This window comes from Acinetobacter sp. GXMZU3951 (genome assembly GCF_054457875.1).
Genome location: NZ_JBTLFO010000003.1, coordinates 24368 through 45907, shown reverse-complemented (window position 1 = coordinate 45907; position 21540 = coordinate 24368). Strand labels below are relative to the sequence as shown.

General features: G+C 44.0%; 22 protein-coding genes and 4 tRNA genes. 19 read left to right on the top strand and 7 right to left on the bottom strand.

The features are described 5' to 3' along the window. Nucleotides 1–17 precede the first annotated feature (17 nt). The 7 genes from rpmJ (at nucleotide 18) to ACX17N_RS05965 (ending at nucleotide 4734) form a co-directional block, all read left to right on the top strand. On the top strand, nucleotides 18–134 hold the full coding sequence (gene rpmJ / locus ACX17N_RS05995) for a 50S ribosomal protein L36 (protein WP_000867907.1): 117 nt from the start codon (nucleotides 18–20) through the stop codon (nucleotides 132–134). 107 nt (nucleotides 135–241) lie between these two features. Further along, the gene (gene rpsM, locus ACX17N_RS05990; protein ID WP_016168588.1) at nucleotides 242–598 is read left to right on the top strand and encodes a 30S ribosomal protein S13; all 357 of its coding nucleotides are present in this window, start codon (nucleotides 242–244) and stop codon (nucleotides 596–598) included. A 19-nt stretch (nucleotides 599–617) separates the two neighbouring features. Continuing rightward, nucleotides 618–1004 carry a 30S ribosomal protein S11 gene (gene rpsK / locus ACX17N_RS05985; protein WP_004281491.1) on the top strand — a complete coding sequence of 129 codons (387 nt, stop codon included), beginning with the start codon at nucleotides 618–620 and terminating at the stop codon, nucleotides 1002–1004. Between the two features lie 12 nt (nucleotides 1005–1016). After that, a complete protein-coding gene (gene rpsD / locus ACX17N_RS05980; protein ID WP_038346085.1) occupies nucleotides 1017–1640 on the top strand; it encodes a 30S ribosomal protein S4 in 624 nt (207 codons plus the stop codon). Between the two features lie 16 nt (nucleotides 1641–1656). Further along, complete coding sequence (locus tag ACX17N_RS05975; protein WP_458891659.1) at nucleotides 1657–2664, top strand: DNA-directed RNA polymerase subunit alpha; 1008 nt, start codon at nucleotides 1657–1659, stop codon at nucleotides 2662–2664. Nucleotides 2665–2682: 18 nt separating this feature from the next. Then, a complete protein-coding gene (rplQ, locus tag ACX17N_RS05970) occupies nucleotides 2683–3048 on the top strand; it encodes a 50S ribosomal protein L17 (RefSeq protein WP_004974746.1) in 366 nt (121 codons plus the stop codon). 195 nt (nucleotides 3049–3243) lie between these two features. Continuing rightward, entirely contained in the window at nucleotides 3244–4734 is a 1491-nt protein-coding gene (locus ACX17N_RS05965) for a flavin-containing monooxygenase (RefSeq protein WP_458891658.1), read from the top strand. A 54-nt stretch (nucleotides 4735–4788) separates the two neighbouring features. Here the strand turns inward: ACX17N_RS05965 and ACX17N_RS05960 are convergent, their stop codons facing one another. Then, nucleotides 4789–5961, bottom strand: a complete 1173-nt coding sequence (locus ACX17N_RS05960) for an acyl-CoA dehydrogenase family protein (RefSeq protein WP_458891657.1) — start codon at nucleotides 5959–5961, stop codon at nucleotides 4789–4791. Between the two features lie 186 nt (nucleotides 5962–6147). Between ACX17N_RS05960 and ACX17N_RS05955 the strand changes: the two genes are divergently transcribed. The 5 genes from ACX17N_RS05955 (at nucleotide 6148) to ACX17N_RS05935 (ending at nucleotide 11454) form a co-directional block, all read left to right on the top strand. Further along, nucleotides 6148–6405: an FAD assembly factor SdhE gene (locus ACX17N_RS05955; RefSeq protein ID WP_458891656.1), complete on the top strand. Its 258-nt coding sequence runs from the start codon at nucleotides 6148–6150 to the stop codon at nucleotides 6403–6405. Then, complete coding sequence (locus tag ACX17N_RS05950) at nucleotides 6398–6781, top strand: protein YgfX (RefSeq protein WP_458891655.1); 384 nt, start codon at nucleotides 6398–6400, stop codon at nucleotides 6779–6781. Before ACX17N_RS05955 ends, ACX17N_RS05950 begins: the two co-directional genes overlap by 8 nt. A 520-nt stretch (nucleotides 6782–7301) precedes the next feature. Continuing rightward, complete coding sequence (locus tag ACX17N_RS05945) at nucleotides 7302–8366, top strand: hypothetical protein (RefSeq protein ID WP_458891654.1); 1065 nt, start codon at nucleotides 7302–7304, stop codon at nucleotides 8364–8366. A gap of 58 nt (nucleotides 8367–8424) precedes the next feature. After that, complete coding sequence (gene rrtA, locus ACX17N_RS05940) at nucleotides 8425–8997, top strand: rhombosortase (protein ID WP_458891653.1); 573 nt, start codon at nucleotides 8425–8427, stop codon at nucleotides 8995–8997. A gap of 171 nt (nucleotides 8998–9168) precedes the next feature. After that, a complete protein-coding gene (locus ACX17N_RS05935; RefSeq protein ID WP_458891652.1) occupies nucleotides 9169–11454 on the top strand; it encodes a TRAP transporter large permease subunit in 2286 nt (761 codons plus the stop codon). A gap of 496 nt (nucleotides 11455–11950) precedes the next feature. Here the strand turns inward: ACX17N_RS05935 and ACX17N_RS05930 are convergent, their stop codons facing one another. The 5 genes from ACX17N_RS05930 to rnr are packed head-to-tail and all read right to left on the bottom strand — an operon-like array spanning nucleotide 11951 to nucleotide 18133. Further along, on the bottom strand, nucleotides 11951–12391 hold the full coding sequence (locus ACX17N_RS05930; protein ID WP_458891651.1) for a hypothetical protein: 441 nt from the start codon (nucleotides 12389–12391) through the stop codon (nucleotides 11951–11953). Between the two features lie 16 nt (nucleotides 12392–12407). After that, a complete protein-coding gene (locus ACX17N_RS05925) occupies nucleotides 12408–12614 on the bottom strand; it encodes a YheV family putative metal-binding protein (protein WP_458891650.1) in 207 nt (68 codons plus the stop codon). Between the two features lie 38 nt (nucleotides 12615–12652). Next, nucleotides 12653–14692, bottom strand: a complete 2040-nt coding sequence (locus tag ACX17N_RS05920) for a M3 family metallopeptidase (protein WP_458891649.1) — start codon at nucleotides 14690–14692, stop codon at nucleotides 12653–12655. Nucleotides 14693–14751: 59 nt separating this feature from the next. Next, nucleotides 14752–15639: a VanW family protein gene (locus ACX17N_RS05915; protein ID WP_458891648.1), complete on the bottom strand. Its 888-nt coding sequence runs from the start codon at nucleotides 15637–15639 to the stop codon at nucleotides 14752–14754. A gap of 52 nt (nucleotides 15640–15691) precedes the next feature. After that, nucleotides 15692–18133, bottom strand: coding sequence for a ribonuclease R (gene rnr / locus ACX17N_RS05910; protein ID WP_458891647.1), 2442 nt, complete (start codon nucleotides 18131–18133; stop codon nucleotides 15692–15694). A gap of 265 nt (nucleotides 18134–18398) precedes the next feature. Here rnr and ACX17N_RS05905 point away from each other — a divergent pair. The 7 genes from ACX17N_RS05905 to ACX17N_RS05875 all read left to right on the top strand — a co-directional run bounded on the left by ACX17N_RS05905 (nucleotide 18399) and on the right by ACX17N_RS05875 (nucleotide 20689). Continuing rightward, nucleotides 18399–18488: transfer RNA gene (locus ACX17N_RS05905), tRNA-Ser, on the top strand. Nucleotides 18489–18502: 14 nt separating this feature from the next. Beyond that, a tRNA-Arg gene (locus ACX17N_RS05900) sits at nucleotides 18503–18579 on the top strand. A gap of 48 nt (nucleotides 18580–18627) precedes the next feature. Beyond that, nucleotides 18628–18704: transfer RNA gene (locus ACX17N_RS05895), tRNA-Arg, on the top strand. Between the two features lie 158 nt (nucleotides 18705–18862). After that, nucleotides 18863–19054, top strand: coding sequence for a hypothetical protein (locus ACX17N_RS05890; RefSeq protein WP_458891646.1), 192 nt, complete (start codon nucleotides 18863–18865; stop codon nucleotides 19052–19054). A 165-nt stretch (nucleotides 19055–19219) separates the two neighbouring features. Continuing rightward, nucleotides 19220–19296: transfer RNA gene (locus ACX17N_RS05885), tRNA-Arg, on the top strand. A 208-nt stretch (nucleotides 19297–19504) separates the two neighbouring features. Next, nucleotides 19505–20008 carry a YcxB family protein gene (locus tag ACX17N_RS05880; protein WP_458891959.1) on the top strand — a complete coding sequence of 168 codons (504 nt, stop codon included), beginning with the start codon at nucleotides 19505–19507 and terminating at the stop codon, nucleotides 20006–20008. A 33-nt stretch (nucleotides 20009–20041) separates the two neighbouring features. Then, nucleotides 20042–20689 (top strand): fumarylacetoacetate hydrolase family protein, encoded by a 648-nt coding sequence (locus ACX17N_RS05875; protein WP_458891958.1) that lies wholly within the window; start codon nucleotides 20042–20044, stop codon nucleotides 20687–20689. Between the two features lie 43 nt (nucleotides 20690–20732). Here the strand turns inward: ACX17N_RS05875 and ACX17N_RS05870 are convergent, their stop codons facing one another. Then, nucleotides 20733–21539, bottom strand: coding sequence for an AraC family transcriptional regulator (locus ACX17N_RS05870; RefSeq protein WP_458891645.1), 807 nt, complete (start codon nucleotides 21537–21539; stop codon nucleotides 20733–20735). Between the last annotated feature and the right edge of the window lies 1 nt (nucleotide 21540).

Below are 21540 nucleotides of genomic sequence, written 5' to 3'. Positions count from 1 at the left end.
CACTTAGAGGTTTCATCATGAAAGTACAAGCTTCTGTAAAGAAAATTTGTGGTAGCTGTAAAGTTATCCGTCGTAATGGGGTTATTCGCGTAATTTGCAGCGCAGAACCTCGTCATAAGCAGCGTCAAGGTTAATCTGATCAAGACCTGTTGATTTCAGTAGGCTAATTAGGTTATTATCCGCCCCTCAAGATTTTTGTGGGGCGGTTGATTATCTCTACTGCCTTTTTGGAGAAAATTGAATGGCTCGTATTGCCGGTGTAAACATTCCGGATAACAAGCATGCTGTTATCTCTCTCACTTATATCTTTGGTATTGGTCGCCACACTGCTAAGAACATCTTAGCTGCTGTAGGTATCGCGCCAACTACAAAGATTCGTGAATTAGATGATGCTCAGCTTGATGCGATTCGTGCAGAAGTTACTAAGGTTCCTACCGAAGGTGACTTACGTCGCGAAATTTCCATGAACATTAAACGTTTAATGGATTTAGGCTGCTACCGTGGTCTTCGTCATCGTCGCAGCTTGCCTGTCCGCGGACAACGCACCAAAACTAACGCACGTACCCGTAAAGGTCCGCGCAAACCTATTAAGAAATAAGATTTCTGGAAGCTAAAAGATGGCTAAAGATACTCGCGCACGCAAGAAGGTCACTCGTACCGTCTCTGAAGGTGTCGCACACATTCACGCTTCTTTTAATAACACCATTGTAACGATCACTGATCGTCAAGGTAATGCATTGGCTTGGGCTACTTCAGGTGGACAAGGCTTCCGTGGATCACGTAAATCAACTCCGTTTGCTGCTCAGGTAGCTGCTGAAGTTGCTGGTAAAGCTGCTTTAGATTACGGTTTGAAAAACTTGGACGTCCTTGTAAAAGGTCCTGGTCCTGGTCGTGAGTCTGCGGTTCGTGCATTAGGTGCAGTGGGTTATAAAATTAACAGCATTACCGATGTGACTCCAATCCCGCACAACGGTTGCCGTCCACCTAAAAAACGTCGCGTGTAAGGAGAAACATTCATGGCTCGTTATATTGGTCCAAAATGCAAACTCTCTCGCCGCGAAGGGACAGACCTGCAATTAAAATCTGGCGTTAAACCATTTGACGTTAAGACTAAAAAACATGCTAAAGCTCCTGGCCAACATGGTCAGAGCCGTGCAAAACAATCTGAGTATTCACTACAATTACGTGAAAAACAAAAAGTACGTCGTATGTACGGTGTTTTAGAGCGTCAATTTAGTAACTACTATAAAGAAGCTGCTCGTGTTAAAGGCGCAACAGGTGAAAACTTGTTGAAATTGCTTGAAAGCCGTCTTGATAACGTTGTTTATCGCATGGGTTTTGGTTCTACACGTGCAGAAGCTCGTCAGCTCGTATCTCACCGTAGCATTACTTTGAATGGTCGTCGTGTTAACATTGCGTCTATCCAAGTAAAAGCGGGTGATGTAATTGCAGTTCACGAAGGTGCTAAACAACAATTACGTATCAAAAACGCAATTGAATTAGCTGCTCAACGTGGTATTCCTGCTTGGATGGAAGTTGATCATTCTAAGCTAGAAGGTACGTTCAAAGCTGCACCTGATCGTTCTGATTTACCTGCTGAAATCAACGAAAGCTTGATTGTAGAATTGTATTCTAAATAATCCTTGAGGTAGCAATATGACGCGTACTGCAAATGAGTTTCTAACTCCGCAAGCGATCAAGGTCGAAGCGGTTAGCGGGACCTCGGCAAAAGTTATTCTAGAACCATTAGAGCGTGGCTTTGGTCATACTCTTGGTAATGCTTTACGTCGCATCCTTCTTTCTTCTTTACCTGGCGCAGCTGTGGTTGAAGTTGAAATTGAAGGTGTCGAGCACGAGTACAGTACCTTGGAAGGCTTGCAGCAGGACATCGTCGAGCTCTTGCTGAACCTGAAAGGATTGTCTATTAAGCTGTTCGATCAAAATGAAGCTTATTTGACATTAGAAAAACAAGGTCCTGGCGACGTAACTGCTGCTGACCTTCGTTTACCTCATAATGTTGAAGTGGTTAACTCTGAACACTTGATCGGTACATTAAGTGCAACTGGCTCATTAAAAATGCGCCTTAAGGTTGCTCAAGGCCGTGGTTATGAGACTTCTGACTCACGTTTCCCAGAAGGCGAAACTCGCCCAGTGGGTCGTTTACAGTTAGATGCTTCTTATAGCCCAATCAAACGTGTGTCTTACATCGTAGAAAATGCGCGTGTAGAACAACGTACTGACCTTGATAAGCTGATCATTGATCTTGAAACTAATGGTACAGTTGATCCTGAAGAAGCGATCCGCAAAGCGGCAACAATCTTGCAACAACAAATTGCAATTTTTGTTGACCTTCAGAAAGATCAAGCTCCTGTTGCTCAAGAACCTCGTGAAGAAGTTGATCCAATTTTGCTTCGTCCAGTAGATGATCTAGAGCTTACTGTTCGTTCTGCGAATTGTTTAAAAGCAGAAAATATTTACTACATTGGTGATCTTGTACAGCGTACTGAGGTTGAGTTACTCAAAACTCCTAACCTTGGTAAGAAATCGCTTACTGAGATCAAAGATGTTCTGGCTTCTAAAGGCTTACAACTCGGCATGCGTTTAGAGAACTGGCCACCAGCTAGTCTCCGTATGGACGATCGTTTCGCCTATCGTAGCCGTTAATTTAGTAGGACTATCACCATGCGTCATCGTAATAGTGGTGTGAAATTAGGCCGTACAAGCAGTCATCGTAAAGCGATGTTCCAAAACTTGGCTAATTCTTTGTTCGAACACGAGTTAATTAAAACTACTGTTCCTAAAGCTAAAGAATTACGCCGCGTTGCTGAGCCTTTAATCACTTTAGCTAAAAACGATACTGTTGCAAACCGTCGTTTAGCGTTTGCTCGTACTCGTTCAGCAGCAACTGTTGGTAAATTATTTACCGTTCTTGGCCCTCGTTACAAAGAACGTAACGGCGGTTATCTACGTGTTCTTAAAGCGGGCTTCCGTGCGGGTGATGCTGCACCGATGGCTTACGTTGAACTAGTAGATCGCGAAGTTAAATAATTTCGTAGAGCTATTCAGTTGTTCTTAAAAAAAGGTCGGTTTTTAACCGACCTTTTTTAATGTCTGTTGTTAGACAAAATTGAATGATGTCCCGAAATGATACGTTTTATCGATGTTTTAACTCAACTTGACATTTATCATTGTCAGAATTGTGTTTTAATAAAAATGTATTATTCGTAGGGTTATAAAAACAACATGGAAAAGCAAATTGATATATTGATTATTGGTGCTGGTATTTCAGGCATTGGTTTAGCAGCCCATTTATCTAAAAATAATCCAAATCGCTCTTACGAAATTATTGAGCGTCGTGACAGTATTGGTGGCACTTGGGACTTATTTAAATATCCAGGCATTCGATCTGATTCGGATATGTCGACCTTTGGCTATAATTTTAAGCCTTGGCAGCAATCCAGTGTGTTGGCTGATGGTGCCGCAATCAAGGGGTATTTGTCCGAAGTAGTCGAGGAGTTTCGTCTCTTATCTAAAATTCACTTTCAACATAACGTGCTTTCAGCTAATTATGATTCTGAGATCCAGAAATGGGTGGTTGAAATTGAAGACCATAAGAAAAAGAAACAGACTTGGATCGCGAATTTTATTTTAGGTTGTACGGGGTACTATAACTATGAACATGGTTATCAGCCTAAATTCCCAAATCAGCCTGAATTTAAAGGTGAATTTATTCATCCACAGCATTGGCCTGAAAAGTTGGATTATCGCGGGAAAAAGGTCCTGATTATCGGTAGTGGTGCTACAGCGATTACTTTGGTGCCTGCTATGGCCAAAGGTGGTGCCGCCCATGTGACCATGTTACAACGCTCACCGACTTATATTGCTTCTGTACCTTCTGTTGATTTTGTTTATGATCAGATGCGTAAATACCTGCCTGAGGATGTTGCCTACAAACTCACGCGTGCCCGAAATATCGGCATGCAACGAGGTATTTATGCCCTAGCCCAGAAGCAACCCAAATTACTGCGTAAATTCTTATTAAAGTCGATTGCATACCAACTCAAGGGTAAAGTGGATATGAAGCACTTTACTCCGACGTATAATCCTTGGGATCAGCGCTTATGTGTGGTGCCTGATGGTGATTTATTTAAGATTTTACGTTCAGGTCAAGCGAGTGTTGAAACGGATTTAATTGAACGCTTCACTGAAACTGGGGTGTTGTTAAAATCGGGTAAACAGATTGAGGCGGATATTATTGTTTCTGCGACAGGACTGGAGATTCAGATTCTGGGCGGCATTAAAGTCACTTTAGATGGTCAGCCGATCGATACGTCGAAACATATGCTTTATCAGGGCGTGATGGTCAGTGATGTACCGAACATGGCGATGATTATTGGCTATATTAATGCATCATGGACTTTAAAAGTGGATATTGCTGCGGACTATATTTGCCGTTTAATAAATTACATGGATCAGAAAGGCTATGTACAGGTCATTCCTCAAGGAGATCAGTCCGAACTGTTGGAAGACACTGTGATGGGAAGTCTCACTTCTGGATATATTGCGCGTGCCGCCAATGTGATGCCTAAGCAAGGCAAACATGCACCTTGGAAAGTGAGCAATAATTATCTGGCAGACCGTAAGGCGTTGAAGCAGGCCACTTTTGAAGATTCGGTATTGAAATTTCAAAAAGTATTGCCTCATGATCAGCGGAAGCCGAAATTGGTCTCTTAGTGGATGATGAAAGTAAAAGGAGCCTCAAGCTCCTTTTTTATGCGGTTAGAAAAATTACAGGGTGCGGGAAATCAGTTCTTTCATAATTTCATTGGTGCCGGCATAAATGCGATTAGCACGGTTATCAATATAGGCACGTGCGATTGGATATTCCAGCATATAGCCATAGCCGCCATGCAGCTGTAAGCAATCATCGACCACTTTGGAATACAGCTCTGAAATCTTGTATTTGGCTGCTGCTGCGGCATCTACCCCGAGTTGTCCTTGTAATTGCTGTTGCATACATCCATCCAAATAGGCACGGCAAATATCAATTTCAGTACGAAGTTCGGCTAGCTTAAATCTGGTATTTTGAAAGCTGGCAATCGGTTGACCAAACGCATGTCTGTCTTTGGTGTATTGCACAGTATGCGCAAAAGCGGCTTCAGTACCAGCTTGGCAAATGATCGCGACCAGCATACGTTCCCATGCCAATTCTTTCATCAACATCATAAAGCCCATGCCTGCAGTACCCAATAAATTCTCTTTCGGGACGCGGACATTATCAAAAAATAATTCGCAGGTATCTTGTCCTTTCATGCCAATCTTATTCAGCGGTTTGCCTTTACTAAAACCTGCACGATTTGCTTCGACCAGTAGCAGCGATAAATTGGCCGAGCCTTTGTCACTGTTTCCGGTTTTGCAGACCACAATCACCATGTCACACAGGTAGCCATTGGTGATAAATATTTTGGAACCATTAATGACATAATCGTCACCATCCAATAGCGCGGTGGTACGTACAGCCTGTAAATCGGAACCTGTACCTGGCTCGGTCATGGCAATCGCAGTAACCACTTCACCAGATGCCATTTGAGGGAGCCAATGCTGTTTTTGAGCCTCATTGCCAAAGTTTAAAATATAATTGGCAACAATATCGGAGTGGAGGGAAAAACCTGTTGCAGAGTCCATGGCATAGGCTTGTTCTTCAATCAGAATCATGCTGTAGAGGCGATCGACACCTGAGCCACCATAGGTTTCTGGCATTGTGGCACATAATAAGCCCAGTGCACCTGCCTTGTTCCAAAGATCACGATCAACATGTTGTTGTTGCTCATATTTTTCAGTGTTTGGGATGACTTCTTGCAGGTAAAACTTACGCACAGTGTCACGAAATGCCTCATGTTCTGAGTTAAATAACTGGCGTGGCAGCATATGGGCTAAAGGTCGAATCGCGGCAGATTGCATGTGAATAATATCCTTGAATTATAATTGTGAGATTGAAATTAAAAGAATGCGCTGGCGGGAACAATGTGCTGAATGCTCAATTCCATATTAAAAATGATAGATTTCGTCATTCCATGCAAAAGGCTCGAAAAAGGATTGGTGATTCGGTTAAACTAGGTCAGTTTTGTTTGGCTAAAGGGGTTAACAATGAGCGAAGAAATGACACTAGAAGAGCGTAAAGTAATTTATCGTGCGCGTCGTGGCTTAAAAGAAATTGATGTGTATTTTGACCCCTATGTCAGAAATTACTACTTAAAAGCATCTCCTGAAGAAAAGGCATTATTTGCTGAATTGGTTGATCAAGAAGATCCTGATTTATTGGACTGGTTCATGGAAGTGGGTGAACCGCCACGCCCAGAAATTAAAAGCCTGATTGTAAAATTAAAGCATTATGTACATGGCTGAGAATGCCTTTTATTTGAACCGCAGCCGTATAGCGATTGCGGTTCAAATGGGGCTGCTCAGTTTGATTTTGAGTTTTTGCCTAATGCTGTTGCCAGTGTGGCTTGCAGTGCTCGCTGTCATGCTATTGCTGCTTTCAACGCGATTTCATTTTAAACAGCCACGGCTGTATTATCTCGAACCCTATTCGATGACGGAGTGGTCAGTGGGGTATCTGCAACATGAGGTCCAGCGTTTCAATTTACAACGCGTGGTGGATCATCACTACTACATTGTCTTGTATTTTCAAGCGAATCATTCGAATTCCTGTGTAATTTGGCGTGATCAATTGTCCTTACAGGACTGGAAAAGATTAAAAGTATTGGCAAAAATGCTCTGATTGTTAGACAGCTTGTGATTGTTTACTTTGGTTTAAGTTTATAAAAATCAATATATTAATATAATTAATAAAATTCATTGTTAGACAGCTTCTGAATTAATTGGCGTAAAGTATAAATTGTTAGACAATTTTCTGGTCATCCCTTCGCTTTTCTTTGTACATTAAAACCACCAAACAGCAAACGAGGAAATTGAGATGATGTTTCCAACGTGGATGTTTCTAATGGTCGCGATTGTTTTGGCAATTGTGATAGGACATTTAGGAACAGTGCTGAAGGATCGATTTGCACAAACATAAAGCCCCTACGGGCGTTCATTTAATAGGTAGCATGTGCTGAACCGTCGCAATGCTACTTTTTTTTGCCTAAAATTTCTGAATCGTTTGAGTACAGTCAATTTTTCTCTTTATTTTTCATGGCAAAGTACAGATTGTTATTAGAGTAAATACTCTTTAATTCGCAAATTGCTTCTGCTATGTTTACTGCGAAGGACACAAACAATAAAAGATAGAGGACAGGAAAATGTCGCAAGTCCAGAAAATTGGCCAAGGTATGGCGATTTTAATGATTACAACTACCGTTTTTACAGGATGTTCTCATGTGGTGAAGTCGGGTGCAAATGTCGCTTTAGGCTTCAGTGAAAAGCACGTTGTACCACCCATTTTAGCCATGGATGATGCAGACATGGTGTGCAATTCAGGCACTGCTTTAACCCCTGCGATTATGGCTACCCAAGATATGGGAGCAGATCCAACCCGTATTGCCATTTTATTATATTCTGCGGCTGGAACATGTGCTGAAAATAAAGCGCTTGAGGCAGAATTGCGTTATCTACGGGCATCAAAATCGGGCCAGGTTACGGAAGCACAAGATGCGCGGATTGAACAAAAGCGCTGGTCTGCGGTTGCCGCTCAACGTCAATATACAGGCTATCAGTTGCTAGAAAAGCGCTGGCAAGCGAAGTATCAGCAAGCTTTGGGTGAAAGCTGCCCAAAAATGAAAAGTGATTTAGATCAGACCGTGTATTTGCTGGGGATGCTCAGTGGTTTGCAAGCCATGACCAATGACATTAACTCAGGTGGTGCGATGAATGTACCTAAAGATATTGCGGCGATTGTTGAGCGTGGTATGGTGTGTTTAAACAATGAAAAATTCTGGGGAACACCCGAAGCAACACGTGCCGCAATTTGGACTTTATTGCCAGGCGCGGGTGATGGCAAACCAGATCCGTATCAAACCTTGAAACAATCCATGCGAATTGGAGAACAAAAAGGGGTGCGATTACCTCATGCCCTGTATGCGGTTGCAGCCCAAGCGAGTGGGGATGATGCCAAAATTCGAGATGCGTTAAAACAATTTGCAGCCGCTCGTTCAGATGAAAAACCAGTCAACCCTCAATTCAAGCTGATTGATAGTATGGCCGCCAGTATGGTGCAAGGGATTTCCGATCGCTACTGGACTGAACATACAGGTAAACGCACTGGTGATGAGGGCATGAGCCATTTCTGGGATGAGCAGGAGGATGCCACAGGATTAGACGATTTATTTAATGCCAGCGAAGATACCGCGAGCACCACGGATCACTAATCTATCAATGTGATATTTGCTATTCCCTAAAATGAAGTAAGCATAGAGGGGTAAGAAAATGCATGATCCAGATTTAACCCGGAAAGTGGTTTTTATTGCGCTAGTCGCTTCAATATCAGCCAGTTTACAGATTTTTTCTGATTATTTTATTTATTGGCGTCCCGACTTGCTGGCTCAATTCTGGCGACTCTGGACTGCCCATTGGGTGCATGTAGGGTGGGTGCATTATCTGTTGAATATGCTGGCCTTTGCTTGTTTCCCCTTTATTTTTCCACATGTCAGGGTGTGGCATTTTGCTGCATTACTTTTGCTGCTTCCTATCTGTATGAGTCTGAGCTTTTATTATTTTTATCCCAGCATTGAAGCCTATGCAGGGTTATCTGGCGTACTGCATGGGGCCTATGTTGCGGTTGCCATCATTCATCTCTGCTACCGTAAAGAACGCAAATTTGCTGCTGGGGTTTTAGGCTTAATTTTCATCAAGTTGGTCTGGGAAAATACCATCGGTAATACGGGAACCGCAGAGCTGATCGGCAGTCCAGTATTGGTTGAAGCACATCTTTTAGGGGCGGTTTGGGGGGCGTTGATTGCTGGGTTGTATTATTTACTGGCTGTGAAGCACCGACCTTAAGCAGTTGACATTTTAAGCAGAAAGAAAAACAAAGTAGTCATTATTTTCTGTCCAGAAAACATGCAGAGTGAAAAAGAAAATAAAGATACGAATAGGAGATGGAGATGTCCTATTCATTCAGGAAGACAACATCACTGTTGAAGATGATTAAAATAAAAAATAGGAACGCACATGTACGATGCCGGACAGAAACGATCTGGACTAGATCAGATTAAATATATTTGGACTGAATGGATTTCCGCCTTTGTGATCTTGGTGTTGCTGATTCTGACACTGATTATCGGCACAGGAGAAATGATTCATGGTCAATTGCTGCGTATGGGGGAAAGCCTGTACGGTGACCCAGCAAAAGGCATGCAATATTCTTTTCTTCGTGCGGAACCCACACCACCTGATTGTAATCGGCAGCCCAATATTGATGCTTTAGTACAAGCACAAATGCAAACCAATGCAGCAGATGAATTTGCAGATATTTTTGGCACGGCTTCTGAGTCGGATGTCCGGGCTTCAATTGTTGCCGCGCAGGGCTTATGCGAAGAAAAGTATCAGTTTTATGATAAAGCTCAGCAGCATATGCAAGAACATCCAACCTTAAGGGCATACCGCACGGTTGAGACCACATTTTTTGGTGTTTTCAAATTCGGCAGTGAAAATCGTGCCATCTTATTGGTGTTGATGGTGGTCTTCGCTGCGATCAGTACAACCTTAAAAACCCATCATATTGGCTTGCGCAGCCCGACCACCAAGATCGATTTCCGTGTTTATGGTGTCTTGATGCTACTGGCCAATGGGTTTTTGGTGAGTTCCAGTTTGAGTCAGTACTCTTCCGTTAAGAACTCGGGTGTACCGATGACTGCTGAGATGTTCAGTATTTACTGGATGTGGATGGTTTTATTTAGCCTGTTGACGATCATCAGTGTGTTCCAGTTATTTAAACCGCCTCAAGTAACGCAAGATGGTGGTCGTTTGGGCATGGCTTTTCTGAGTGTGCCGCTGTATGCCTATATGGCCGTGATTACCGGTGTGGCCTTTACTTTTTTTATGGATTACCCGATGGGGCAAGGGATTTATTTGGGACAACTGGTTGAGTTCTCCAGTATTTTTCTGAATCTTGCCTTATTCATCTGGGCAGGGATGCTATTAAAGCAAACACGAATTGTGGATCTGTTTTTAAATATTCTTCGTCCATGGAATCTGGCACCTGAAACTCTGACGTGGTTAATCCTGATTGCTGCCGCACTCCCGACCGCCTATACCGGTGCATCTGGGATTTTCGTGATTGCAGCCGGGGCAATTATTTATAAAGAAGTCTGGAATGCGGGTGGACGTCGCCAATTTGCTTTGGCAGCGACGGCAATGTCGGGTTCACTGGGCGTGGTGTTAAGACCATGTTTACTCATTGTGGTGGTGGCTTCGTTGAACAAGGAAGTCACTACAGATTGGCTCTATCAGTACGGTAGTTATACCTTCTTATTAACCTCTACCTTATTTTTAGTGGTGTCATTATTCCTAGCGGAACAAAAGTTCCGGATTGCACCGTTGTCTATAGCAGCACCTCAATCATTCCGTGCGCTTGCACCAGTCATGCCGTATATTTTGATTTTTGTACTGATCTGGCTGTTTTATAAATATGCATTATCTACAGATCTCAATGAATTTACCGCGCCTGTGATGATGCCAATTATTTTATTGATTATGGTGCTCTACGATAAATTACGTCATGAACCTGCACCTATTCAGGCCGTGGGACATTGGGATGAAACGCTTGATGTTCCTTATCGTACGCAAACTCCACCAGCATTGGCTGGGGCAGCATTATCAGGGAGCGTTGAGTATCGTGAAAGTATGCATGCGGCGACCACGGCAGATGAACTCGCTGTTAATCATGCGGTTGCCCATTCAGAAAAACTTGATCCAATGCGTCAAGTTGGTTTCTGGAAAGCTTTGCATATTTCCACCAGCGAGACAGTTGGACATATTGGCGCGTTAGTCATTCTGATGGCGTTGTCGGTTAGTGTGGGAGGCTTCTTGGAACGCATAGAAGTCATGAGTATGTTCCCAACCGATATTGCCAGTATCTATTTGGTGATTAGCCTGATTGTGGTGCTGATGATTGTGGTGGGGATGATTATGGATCCGTTTGGCGCCGTGATTCTGATCTCGGCAACGGTTGCTCCTGTGGCTTATCAATATGGCATTCATCCAGTGCATTTCTGGATGATTACCTTAATTGGTTTTGAGCTGGGCTATGTGACCCCGCCTGTAGCTCTCAATCATTTGTTGGCACGTCAGTCGATTGGTGATGCAGAAGTAGCAGAGGCAGATGCAGAAGTACGACATCAATCTTTCTATTATCGTTATGAACGCTGGATCTTGCCATTGCTGGTGTTATTCCCTGCCATGCTGATTATTGCCTATGTGCCTTACCTATTTAAACTGTTTGGCTGGTATCAGTAAAAGTCAATTGCGATGCCATAAAGCACCCTAGGGTGCTTTATTTTTTTGAGGTTTTAAAAAAAATGGCGCTTAAAAACATTAGCTCGGTTTTCAAGTCCTCAATTGATGCAAAAGCATGGGCAAAGAATGCTCAGCAGTGATTGGTATAGAAAAAGTCGAGAGTTAAGACATGCACTTAGACTATTGGTGGAAGTGAACTTGTGTCTATCCTTGTACCGATCTTAAATGCTTTCTGGCTATAACGGCCAGCTCTAAATCAAGCATAGTGACCAAGCTTAAATGAACTTTAACCAATGGATTGAAGCGGTTGCGTACCGCTGCATGTCGGCATATTTCCAACAGCCATCCTGATTAGTAGACTGGTCTGTAAAGCAAGTAGGTAAAAACAGGTGTGTGGGTGACTTAAGGAGGGACTGGTATTGAAAGCGATCTCAGACCGATTTTTGGCTTCAATTCGGTTAGCTCTATGCAAAGCTAACCGAATTTTGAAGGGAGGTTACTGGGCTTGTGCCAGCTGTGTTTCCAGCAATTTAATTTGTTCTTCTTTTAAGGCAATCAGATCATCAGCATCTTTATGTTGAGCTTTGAGCATTTGTTCTTGCTCATTCAGTTGGACCTGAATGTCATCCAGTTTGGCGATTTCTTCTTTGGCTAAAGACGTATTTTGCGGAATATCTTGTTTGAGAATGGCTTCATCGACCAATTGAGCAGGAGGTTCAGCTCCTATTGCGCTTGCTGTAGACGCAGCCTGTTCCGCTACAGGCACAGCTTGTTTCTCGGCGGGCTGAGCGGCTCTAGCCACAGGTGGCTGTTCGATTTCATGCTTTGGTTGAGCCGAAGTCATCCACTGGTAGGCTAAAAAAATTGCCACCACTGCGGTGAGTCCTGCAATGATCCCCATTAAAAGTTTTGAATTTTGTCTTTGATCTAGCGTCATGACTGAAACCTTGTCGTTATTTGGGCTGACGAGGTTGGAATTGAATGACCCCAATTTCGTCTGGATGTTCAGGCTCAGCAGGTTCGACATGGGTCGGACGCTTTTCTGAATATGCACAGTCGATACATTCAATCCACTCGTCATCCACAGTAGTGAACTTAACCACACGATCTAACGCACCACATTTAGGGCATTTTGCGCCCGCGATGAACTGTCTTTTCATGTCAGTTAATTACACCCTGTGAACAATAATGACGTAGTTTAAGCGGTTTTATCAGCGTTCGTCCAACCTTGATGACGTAATAATGCATCTATTTTTGGTTCACGTCCGCGGAAATTGATAAATGCATCAAGTGCTGTATCTTTTCCGCCAACTGCTAGAATAAACTGACGGAACTCTTTGCCAGTCGCAGTATTAAAAATGCCTTCTTGTTCGAAACGATCAAAGGCATCGCTGGCTAAAACTTCCGCCCATTTATAAGAATAATAGCCCGCTGCATAACCACCTGCGAAAATGTGACTAAAACTGTGCTGGAAGCGGTTATAAGCCGTAGTCGGAGCAACGGCATATTGCTGTCGAATCTGATCGAGCGTTGTTTGAATCCCAGCAGCATTCAGGGCCAGATGGGCGCGGTGAATATTGAGATCAAATAAGGCAAATTCGATTTGACGTAGAGTCTGCATACCTGACTGGAAGAAGCGGGCATCGAGTAACGCTTTGAGTAACGAGTCCGGTAAAACCGCTTTGCTTTCAATATGCTCACTGAGTAAATCTAAGCTTTCCTTGTCCCATGTCCAAAATTCCATAAACTGACTTGGCAATTCCACTGCATCCCAAGCCACGCCATGGGTCCCTGCCACAGAGATCTGGTCGACCTCAGTCAGCATATGGTGTAAGCCGTGTCCAAATTCATGGAATAAAGTCGTGACTTCATCGTGGGTGAGTAAGGCTGCCTGATCTGCAATCGGAGGGGTAAAGTTACAGACCATGTAGCAAATCGGTTTTTGTAAGCCTTGTGCGGTTTGCATACGGGAACGGAAGCCGCTCATCCATGCACCACCACGTTTGCCATTGCGTGCGTATAAATCGAAATAGAAGCCACCCAGCACTTTGCCTTGGTCTTCTAATTCAAAATACTGGGCATCAGGATGCCAGACAGGGGCTTCACGTTGAATGATTTGAATGCCATACAAACGTTCGACAATGCTGAATAAACCTTGAATGATTTTCGGGGCTGGAAAATACGGTTTTAAATCTTCTTGCGAAAGATTGAATTGCTGCACCTTGAGTTTTTCTGAATAGTAACTGGTATCCCATGGCTGTAATGCTTGAATGCCATCTTGCAGGGCAATGGCTTTTAATTCTGCAATTTCACGTTCTGCAGGTGCGCGGGCATGTTGTGCCAGCTCAACCAAAAATTGGGCTACGCTATCGACATCAGGTGCCATTTTGCTGGCGAGGGAGAGTTCGGCATAGTTGTTGAAACCGAGCAATTGTGCCATCTCCTGACGCAGGCTCAGGATTTCTTCCATCACTGGAGTATTGTCAAATTCAGCTTGCTCGGCTTGGTCTGAGGCACGCGTGGTGTAGGCACGGTACAACTCTTCCCGCAGGGCACGGTCTTCCGCATAAGTCATAATCGCCAAATAGGCGGGAATATCCAAAGTGGCTACGGCCTGATCGAGCTCACGTTGCTGACCATACTGTTTTAATAGTTCAATGCTGCTTGTAGGTAAACCTTTAAGCTGTTCTTCGGTTAAAGGTTTAAAATAGGCTTGAGAAGCATCCAAGACATGATTGGAAAAGTCGGAAGACAGTTGCGATAAGCGAGCTGAAATTTCAGCATAGCGTTTTTTCGCTTCACCTTCTAACGCCACCCCTGACAGTTTGAAATCACGTAATGCCAGCTTGATGGCACTTTGCTGTGCTACAGCAAGTTGCGCAAACTCGGGGGCATCATGCACATGTTGATAGGTCTGATACAGTACGGTGTGTTGTCCTAGAGCCGTGTAATATTCACTGAGGGCAGGGAGTAAGGACTGATACAGCTCGCGCGTTTCAGTATTGTTCATTACCGCATTGAGATGGGACAAAATACCCCATGACTCGCTCATATTATTTTCCAGTTCATCAACTTCAGTTAAGACATCAAGTTGCGCTTGATGCTGAGCGGGAACCGTACTTAATTCTGCTAAAAACTGCTGACCGTGTTGAATGGCTTGTTCGATTTTTTGTTTTAATTCGCTAAGCTGAATGTGATCAAACTGAGGAACAGGAAGGGTTGCTTGATCTAAGTGCATTTATAATCGCCATATGATTTTGAACTTATCTCTAGATGTAGGGATGATGAGCGCGGAAATCAAGGTTTAATTGCTTTAGTTTTCACATCTGACTCAAATTCAGCCCAAGAGGCATAAGATTGGTCAATCTGCTGCGGGGTATATAGAACCTTGGCAAAATTTTTGGTCATACATTCGATCGAGAGAATCTCGCCACTTTTGTACTTTTCTTTGCGATGCCGCCAAATTTCATTCTGACGATAATAATCTTGACCGATGCTCAGGAAAGCATGATTCTGCTCAAACACATGATAGACATAGCCCAAATCTACCGAGCAGCGCAGTTCACCTTCCAGACATTTTCCACTAAACCACAATCGAATTTGAAAGCTATGTGGCGTTGGATTATAAAATTGATAATCGATATAGTTATAAAAGATGGCCGCCCCACTGCCAAACGGTAAAACCCGCCCTTGATCGGGGAAGGGGTCAAAGGAGTGTTGTGCCCGTTGTACTACTTGCAAGGGGCTATGTAGCACCAACCAATGTATCAGATTGGCAATTTGACAAATGCCACCGCCAATCCCGCCACGGGCTTGTCCAAAACTGAGTTCCATGCCTTCAACATAGCCTTTGGCCTGTGTGGGCTGTCCGACCAATTGGCAGAAGGAAAAGGTTTGCTGGGGATGAATCAAGATGCCCGAAATACAGGGGCTGGCAATTTTCAGGTTGATGACTTTGTTGTGCTGCCAGTGTTGTTCGCTGTCGCCTAATTTACGGATCAAGACCGATTGATGTTTTTTAACCCGATAGGGTAAAGGGTTTTGGCAGATTTCTTGGGCATAAGCCTTGCCATCGGTTTTCCATTGCCAATAGCGTAGTGCACGTCGGCTACGCGTTGATAAAAAGTAAAACAGCGGATGATACTGGCTGATGGGTTTGTTGAGAAATAATCGAAAAATATTCATAAGCGTGGATATAAAAGGTGTTAAGACCTTGGGTCTTAACACCTATGCAATATTATTCATTCCGCGATTTAGCGTTGGCTTTTTTCTTTTTGGCTTTGCTCTTTTTCTTGGCCTTATCCTTGCTTTTCACATCGGTCTTATCCGATGTTTTCTTGTCGGCTTTTTTGCCGTAAGCGCTTGGTTTAGGCTTGGCTTTCTTTTTCGCAACAGCTTGATCGCCTGATTCTCGCGCTTCCGTTGGGGCTTTTGCGGCACGAGGGTTAAAGGTTTCTTCTTTCACTTGTGCCGGTGCTGTCTTAGCGACCCGCGGAGCACGGCTGCGTACAGCGCGTCCGGCATGGGTAAGTTGCTGAACGAGTTCAAAATCAATTTTGCGCTCTTCCAGATTCACCCCAGCCACTTTAATTTTAACTTCATCGCCTAAACCAAAGGTTTGACCACGATTTTGCCCAACCAGACTTTGACTGACTTGGTCAAATACGAAGAAGTCATCCCCTAATTGGCTGACATGTACCATGCCGTCGACATAGAGGTCTTTCAGGGTCACAAATAAACCAAATTCAGCCACTGCTGAAATGACACCGACAAATTCATCGCCCAAGTGCTGTTGCATATAGTGGCACTTTAACCACATGGTCACCGAGCGAGAGGCTTCATCAGCACGACGTTCGGTTTGAGAGAAATGCTCGCCTGCATCATCCAGTGCCGCCCCTGAAAGCGGGAACGGTTTGCCAGCCAATTTAGCTTTAATGGCACGGTGCAACAATAAATCTGGATAACGACGAATTGGTGAAGTGAAGTGCGTATAAGCTTCATAGGCCAAACCGTAATGTCCGGCATTTTTGGCGCCGTAATAGGCTTGCATCATGGAACGCAGTAACACGGCATGAATACTTGGCGCATCAATACGGTCTTTGGTGGCTTCAATTACCGCCTGATAGTCGACTTGGGTCGGCTGGTCTGGGAATTTCAGTCCCAACAGTTTGACAAAATCGCGGACTTTTTGAATGCGTGAAAACTCAGGTGGCTCATGCACGCGATACAGCATTGGAATGTCATGCTCGAGTGCAAATTCAGCTGCAGCCACATTCGCCAATAACATGCATTCTTCAATTAGTTTGTGCGCATCGTTACGGGTACGCGGCAGAATTTCGTTAATACCGCCCAAGTCATCAAAGGTCATGTAGGTTTCGACCGTTTCAAACTCCATGGCATGACGCTTGCCACGTAAATCTTTCAGTACCTGATAAAGCTGCAATAAGGTATTGAGGGATTTGCGGACGTCTCGATCTTCAGGCACCGCAGCACTGTCACCATCAAAATATTGTGCCACTTGGGTATAGGTTAGACGGGCTTTGGAATGCATGACCGAAGGATAGAATTCAAAACCAGTCACGCGACCTGAACGGGAAAGTTTTAAATCACAGACCATACACAACCGGTCCACATGTGGATTTAAAGAACACAGTCCATTGGAAAGGGCTTCAGGCAGCATCGGCAAGACAAAGTGTGGGAAATAGACTGAAGTCCCACGTTCTTGTGCTTCATCATCTAGCGGTTTACCGATCCGCACATAATGGCTGACATCTGCAATGGCTACCACCACACGGTAGCCCCCACCTGCACGTTTCTCTGCATATACGGCATCGTCAAAGTCACGTGCATCTTCACCATCAATGGTGACTAAAGGTAGATCACGTAAATCGATGCGACCTTCGCGGTCTTGGGCATTGGGCTCTTTAAAACTTTCCGCTTCTTTGAGTACCTCTTCAGGGAACTCATACGGCAAACCAAATTCTAAAATGGTTTGCGGAATAATGATTTCCGTATCTGCCTTGTCAGCCATGGACTGGACTACATGGCCAGTCGCAAATTCTTCACGGGTTGGATAGTCATCAATCGCCACACGGACCGAATCCCCCAGTTTCAGCTGTGCATGCTCAATCAGCTCTTTTTCCAAAGTAATCGGCTGATGCGCATTCGGATTGCCAGGTTGAATAAAGTATTCGCCCTCATGTTGAGCAACTTTACCAATGATTTGTTTCACACGACGTTGCACGACTTCTGAGATGAAGCCCCAAGCTTTACCTTTACGGTCTACCGAAGTTTGCTGCACTTTTACGCGATCACCATTAAAGACTTGGCGCAGTTCACGCTCAGGCAGGAGCAAATCGTCATGTCCAGCAATGTTGGCTGTACCAAAACCCTTGCTATTAATATAGACCGTAGCTTCATGGCTCGGTTGATCAGCCATACGCTGGAATTTAAAGCCATCTTTCATCAATTGGCCATCACGTACCATAGCAATGAGACGATGACTTAAGGCATCAATACTTTTTTGATCGGCAATTTGGAAGTGTTCCACTAAGTCAGCATGAGATTGTGGCGCGTTTAATTGTTCTATGGTTTCTAAAATGAGCGTACGGCTCGGAATAGGATTTTCGTAGCGTTCGGCTTCTGCCTTGGCTTCAGGATCGACCCAATTTTTCATCATGGATTTGGTTTTGTGTCAGAAGATAGGATTAGCATAAGACATGCTGCGTCAGACTGCACGTAAATGATTGCAATAATGTGTTTTTCCGCAGGCAATGGGCGGTGAAAGACGAAATTCTGCGTGTGATAAGCGCAGATACAGGGTAAATTCTGTTCAAGTTGGAGTGAATTGTTTAAAAAGTATTTAATTGAGCAAAAAAATGAAAAAAAAAGAGCGGCTGTGCTTGCAGTACTAGGGTTAAGTTTGTATTATGGCGGCACGTTACGGTGAGATGGGTGAGTGGCTGAAACCACATCCCTGCTAAGGATGCATACGGGCAACTGTATCGAGGGTTCGAATCCCTCTCTCACCGCCAACTTTACTTATGTCGCGCTCATAGCTCAGCTGGATAGAGCACTTGGCTACGAACTAAGGGGTCGGGAGTTCGAATCTCTCTGAGCGCACCAATAAGTAAACTGTATGTAACGTATCGCCTGAATTGGCACACAAGTAATGCGCTCATAGCTCAGCTGGATAGAGCACTTGGCTACGAACTAAGGGGTCGGGAGTTCGAATCTCTCTGAGCGCACCAACTTGAACAATAAACCGCACATGTTGCGGTTTTTTTGTGTCTGAAATTTAATGCATTTCTTTAATACGACAACCGTTGTCGTCATGCTTGCACGGAACTCTTTTCCTGAATCACATGGCTTTGTATAGTCTGTGAAATAACAAGAACAGGAAGGCAGCATGATATTCAGTGATGGTTACTACCAATATTTATGGCTAGAAAATGCCTATTGGATGGGGCAACATGATTGCGATACCTGCTTTGATGAACTGATTGGTGAAGCGGGTTTGTTTAAAATTATGCAGAGTCAGGAATATGTTTGGTTATGTTCTGGTTGCCAACAGCGTTTACAGAGCATTTCGGTCAATTAAATTTTGGCAATGATGCGACTCAATGTACTACATCATAATCTGATCTGTATTAAAACTGCACTTTTAGGCCTGAATCGTCCATTATCTAGGCATATGTTTGCAATTTTGTGAAAAAAGACTTATCAAAATGAAAAAAACACGTATAATTCGCTCCATCAAGACGCCGCGCTCATAGCTCAGCTGGATAGAGCACTTGGCTACGAACTAAGGGGTCGGGAGTTCGAATCTCTCTGAGCGCACCAACTTGATTGCATAGATATTGAAACAATACTATGCCAAAAAAGAAGCCGCATTTTTTGCGGTTTTTTTGTGCCTAAAATAATTCAAAAGCATGTCGATTTCATGACAACGCTCAAATCTGTTCTCGCTGAAACGTGGTGAAAAGCATAAAGAAAAGCTGTAATTTGGTGTACTATGGTGCAGTCTCGTTTTCAGATTGATGATGGATTTATGTCAGACAGCAAGCCTGCCTTATCTTTACGTTACTATTTAAACCTTGAAGAATCTCAGGATGGCTTTGCCTTAGCCACCTTCGGTAAAAAACTATTTACCCGTTTTATTACCCCATTGATTAGTATTGCAATTATTGGTTGGGGCATTTATTTAGGGTTGACTGGCGTGGGGCGCTATTACGTTGCACTCGGCGTATTTTTCTTGGTGTTGCAGCTGGTTTTACGTTATTGGTTTTTGCCGATGATGTTTAAGCGTCAGTTTGTGAAATATCAATTTGGAAAAAGCGAGCAAGGCATAGATTTGTATCAGGAACATGCGGATATTTATGCCAATGGTCGTAAAAAAGTGGTGCATTACCACGAAGTACAGAATTTTGCGGTCGGTAAACTGACCTATATGCTTGAATTAAAAAATCGTACCGTAGTGATTGTACCGAAACGGGCTTTTGCAGCGCCTGAAGATCAAAGCATATTTGAAAATACCTTTAAGCATTTTAAATAATAAGATTTATTGTCACAACAAGTCGAAGGGAAGATCATGAGTACACGTCCATCTAAAATTGTCTGTGTGGGTCGTAGCTATGCAGACCATGCGAGAGAGTTGGGAAATGCCATTCCCGATCGTCCGGTATTGTTTATAAAGCCACCGAGCAGCTTAAAGGCATTGGAAGATGGAATTTCGTGGAATTCGGCTTGGGGCAGTTGTCACTATGAGTGTGAACTGACACTGCGCATTGATCGTGAACTGAAAGCGGAGACTGATCCGCTGAAAGCCTTGCAAGCCATCGGGGCAGTGACCTTAGGTTTGGATCTAACCTTGCGTGATTTACAGGATGATCTGAAGACAAAAGGTCAACCGTGGGAACGTGCCAAGGCCTTTGATGGCTCGTGTATGCTCGGAGATTGGATTCCAGTTTCCGATGTGGTGCAAGACTGGGACGTTGTGCATTACAGCTTGCAAGTGAACGATGAACTGCGCCAACAGGGCAATACCTCACATTTGATTTTTGATATCGGCACATTATTGGCCGATATGAGTCAAGTCTTTACCCTAGAAGTGGGGGATGTGATTATGACAGGGACACCAGCAGGCGTGGCGGCACTACAAGCAGGGGATCAGCTGAAAATGACACTCAAAGGTCAGCAACAAGACTATGTTTGGAACACCTTTGTTCAAGCCTAAGTGTGAGATAACGATAAAAAAGGACTGTTGATACAGTCCTTTTTTATTTTGGGGAATGCTCCGCTGCATATTCTTTACGAAATTGATCGGGCGTACAACGCATCCAGCGTTTGAATAAATTAATAAACGCGGAAGCATTGGCATAGCCAAGATCCAGCGCAATACTTTCGACGGTTCTATTTTCATTCAGCATCGACATGGCTTTCATGACTTTAAAGCGCTGTCGCCATTCATTTAAAGACATGCCCAGCTCTTGCTGGCAATACCGCGCCAGTGTGCGTTCAGTCATATTAATCCGTTGCGCCAACTGTGCCAGCGTACTCTGGTCGGCAGGAGATTGCTGCAGATAACTTAACAAACTGTGTAAGGCAGGATGTTGGGTGGTGGGTAAGTAACTGCCAACCCATTCAGCATGCCGTAGCTGATCTAAAAGCACATGTAATAAACGTAAATGCTCTGGATCATGATCGGGCAGAGGATGCTGCCGTAAATGATGTAGCAACGCCGGCACTAAAGCTGAAGTCAGTAAAATACCAGCCTGTTTAGGTAGGGCTGCACACAGGCTTTCATGCACGTACAAGGTGGAATGGGTCACATCAGTCCGGTTAATACCTGCATGTTTTAAATTTGGGGGCAACCAAATACCATACGGCGGTGGCGTTAGAAAATGATGCTGATCAACCTTAACTTCCAATACACCATTCAAAGCATAGACAAACTCTCCCCAAGCGTGTTCATGCACAGGATAGCAAGATTCCGCAGGTGCATCGGAAATACGCAACCAGAGTGGGGCGGGTATTTCATCATTGGTGGGCATTGGATAATAGTCATGTTGCGCACGCGTATGCATA

What these genes read in the sequence shown, in the direction of transcription:
- rpmJ (WP_000867907.1), top strand. Translation starts at nt 18, where the DNA reads ATGAAAGTACAAGCTTCTGTAAAGAAAATTTGTGGTAGCTGTAAAGTT.
- rpsM (WP_016168588.1), top strand. Translation starts at nt 242, where the DNA reads ATGGCTCGTATTGCCGGTGTAAACATTCCGGATAACAAGCATGCTGTT.
- rpsK (WP_004281491.1), top strand. Translation starts at nt 618, where the DNA reads ATGGCTAAAGATACTCGCGCACGCAAGAAGGTCACTCGTACCGTCTCT.
- rpsD (WP_038346085.1), top strand. Translation starts at nt 1,017, where the DNA reads ATGGCTCGTTATATTGGTCCAAAATGCAAACTCTCTCGCCGCGAAGGG.
- ACX17N_RS05975 (WP_458891659.1), top strand. Translation starts at nt 1,657, where the DNA reads ATGACGCGTACTGCAAATGAGTTTCTAACTCCGCAAGCGATCAAGGTC.
- rplQ (WP_004974746.1), top strand. Translation starts at nt 2,683, where the DNA reads ATGCGTCATCGTAATAGTGGTGTGAAATTAGGCCGTACAAGCAGTCAT.
- ACX17N_RS05965 (WP_458891658.1), top strand. Translation starts at nt 3,244, where the DNA reads ATGGAAAAGCAAATTGATATATTGATTATTGGTGCTGGTATTTCAGGC.
- ACX17N_RS05960 (WP_458891657.1), bottom strand. Translation starts at nt 5,961, where the DNA reads ATGCAATCTGCCGCGATTCGACCTTTAGCCCATATGCTGCCACGCCAG.
- ACX17N_RS05955 (WP_458891656.1), top strand. Translation starts at nt 6,148, where the DNA reads ATGAGCGAAGAAATGACACTAGAAGAGCGTAAAGTAATTTATCGTGCG.
- ACX17N_RS05950 (WP_458891655.1), top strand. Translation starts at nt 6,398, where the DNA reads ATGGCTGAGAATGCCTTTTATTTGAACCGCAGCCGTATAGCGATTGCG.
- ACX17N_RS05945 (WP_458891654.1), top strand. Translation starts at nt 7,302, where the DNA reads ATGTCGCAAGTCCAGAAAATTGGCCAAGGTATGGCGATTTTAATGATT.
- rrtA (WP_458891653.1), top strand. Translation starts at nt 8,425, where the DNA reads ATGCATGATCCAGATTTAACCCGGAAAGTGGTTTTTATTGCGCTAGTC.
- ACX17N_RS05935 (WP_458891652.1), top strand. Translation starts at nt 9,169, where the DNA reads ATGTACGATGCCGGACAGAAACGATCTGGACTAGATCAGATTAAATAT.
- ACX17N_RS05930 (WP_458891651.1), bottom strand. Translation starts at nt 12,391, where the DNA reads ATGACGCTAGATCAAAGACAAAATTCAAAACTTTTAATGGGGATCATT.
- ACX17N_RS05925 (WP_458891650.1), bottom strand. Translation starts at nt 12,614, where the DNA reads ATGAAAAGACAGTTCATCGCGGGCGCAAAATGCCCTAAATGTGGTGCG.
- ACX17N_RS05920 (WP_458891649.1), bottom strand. Translation starts at nt 14,692, where the DNA reads ATGCACTTAGATCAAGCAACCCTTCCTGTTCCTCAGTTTGATCACATT.
- ACX17N_RS05915 (WP_458891648.1), bottom strand. Translation starts at nt 15,639, where the DNA reads ATGAATATTTTTCGATTATTTCTCAACAAACCCATCAGCCAGTATCAT.
- rnr (WP_458891647.1), bottom strand. Translation starts at nt 18,133, where the DNA reads ATGATGAAAAATTGGGTCGATCCTGAAGCCAAGGCAGAAGCCGAACGC.
- ACX17N_RS05890 (WP_458891646.1), top strand. Translation starts at nt 18,863, where the DNA reads ATGATATTCAGTGATGGTTACTACCAATATTTATGGCTAGAAAATGCC.
- ACX17N_RS05880 (WP_458891959.1), top strand. Translation starts at nt 19,505, where the DNA reads ATGTCAGACAGCAAGCCTGCCTTATCTTTACGTTACTATTTAAACCTT.
- ACX17N_RS05870 (WP_458891645.1), bottom strand. Translation starts at nt 21,539, where the DNA reads ATGCATACGCGTGCGCAACATGACTATTATCCAATGCCCACCAATGAT.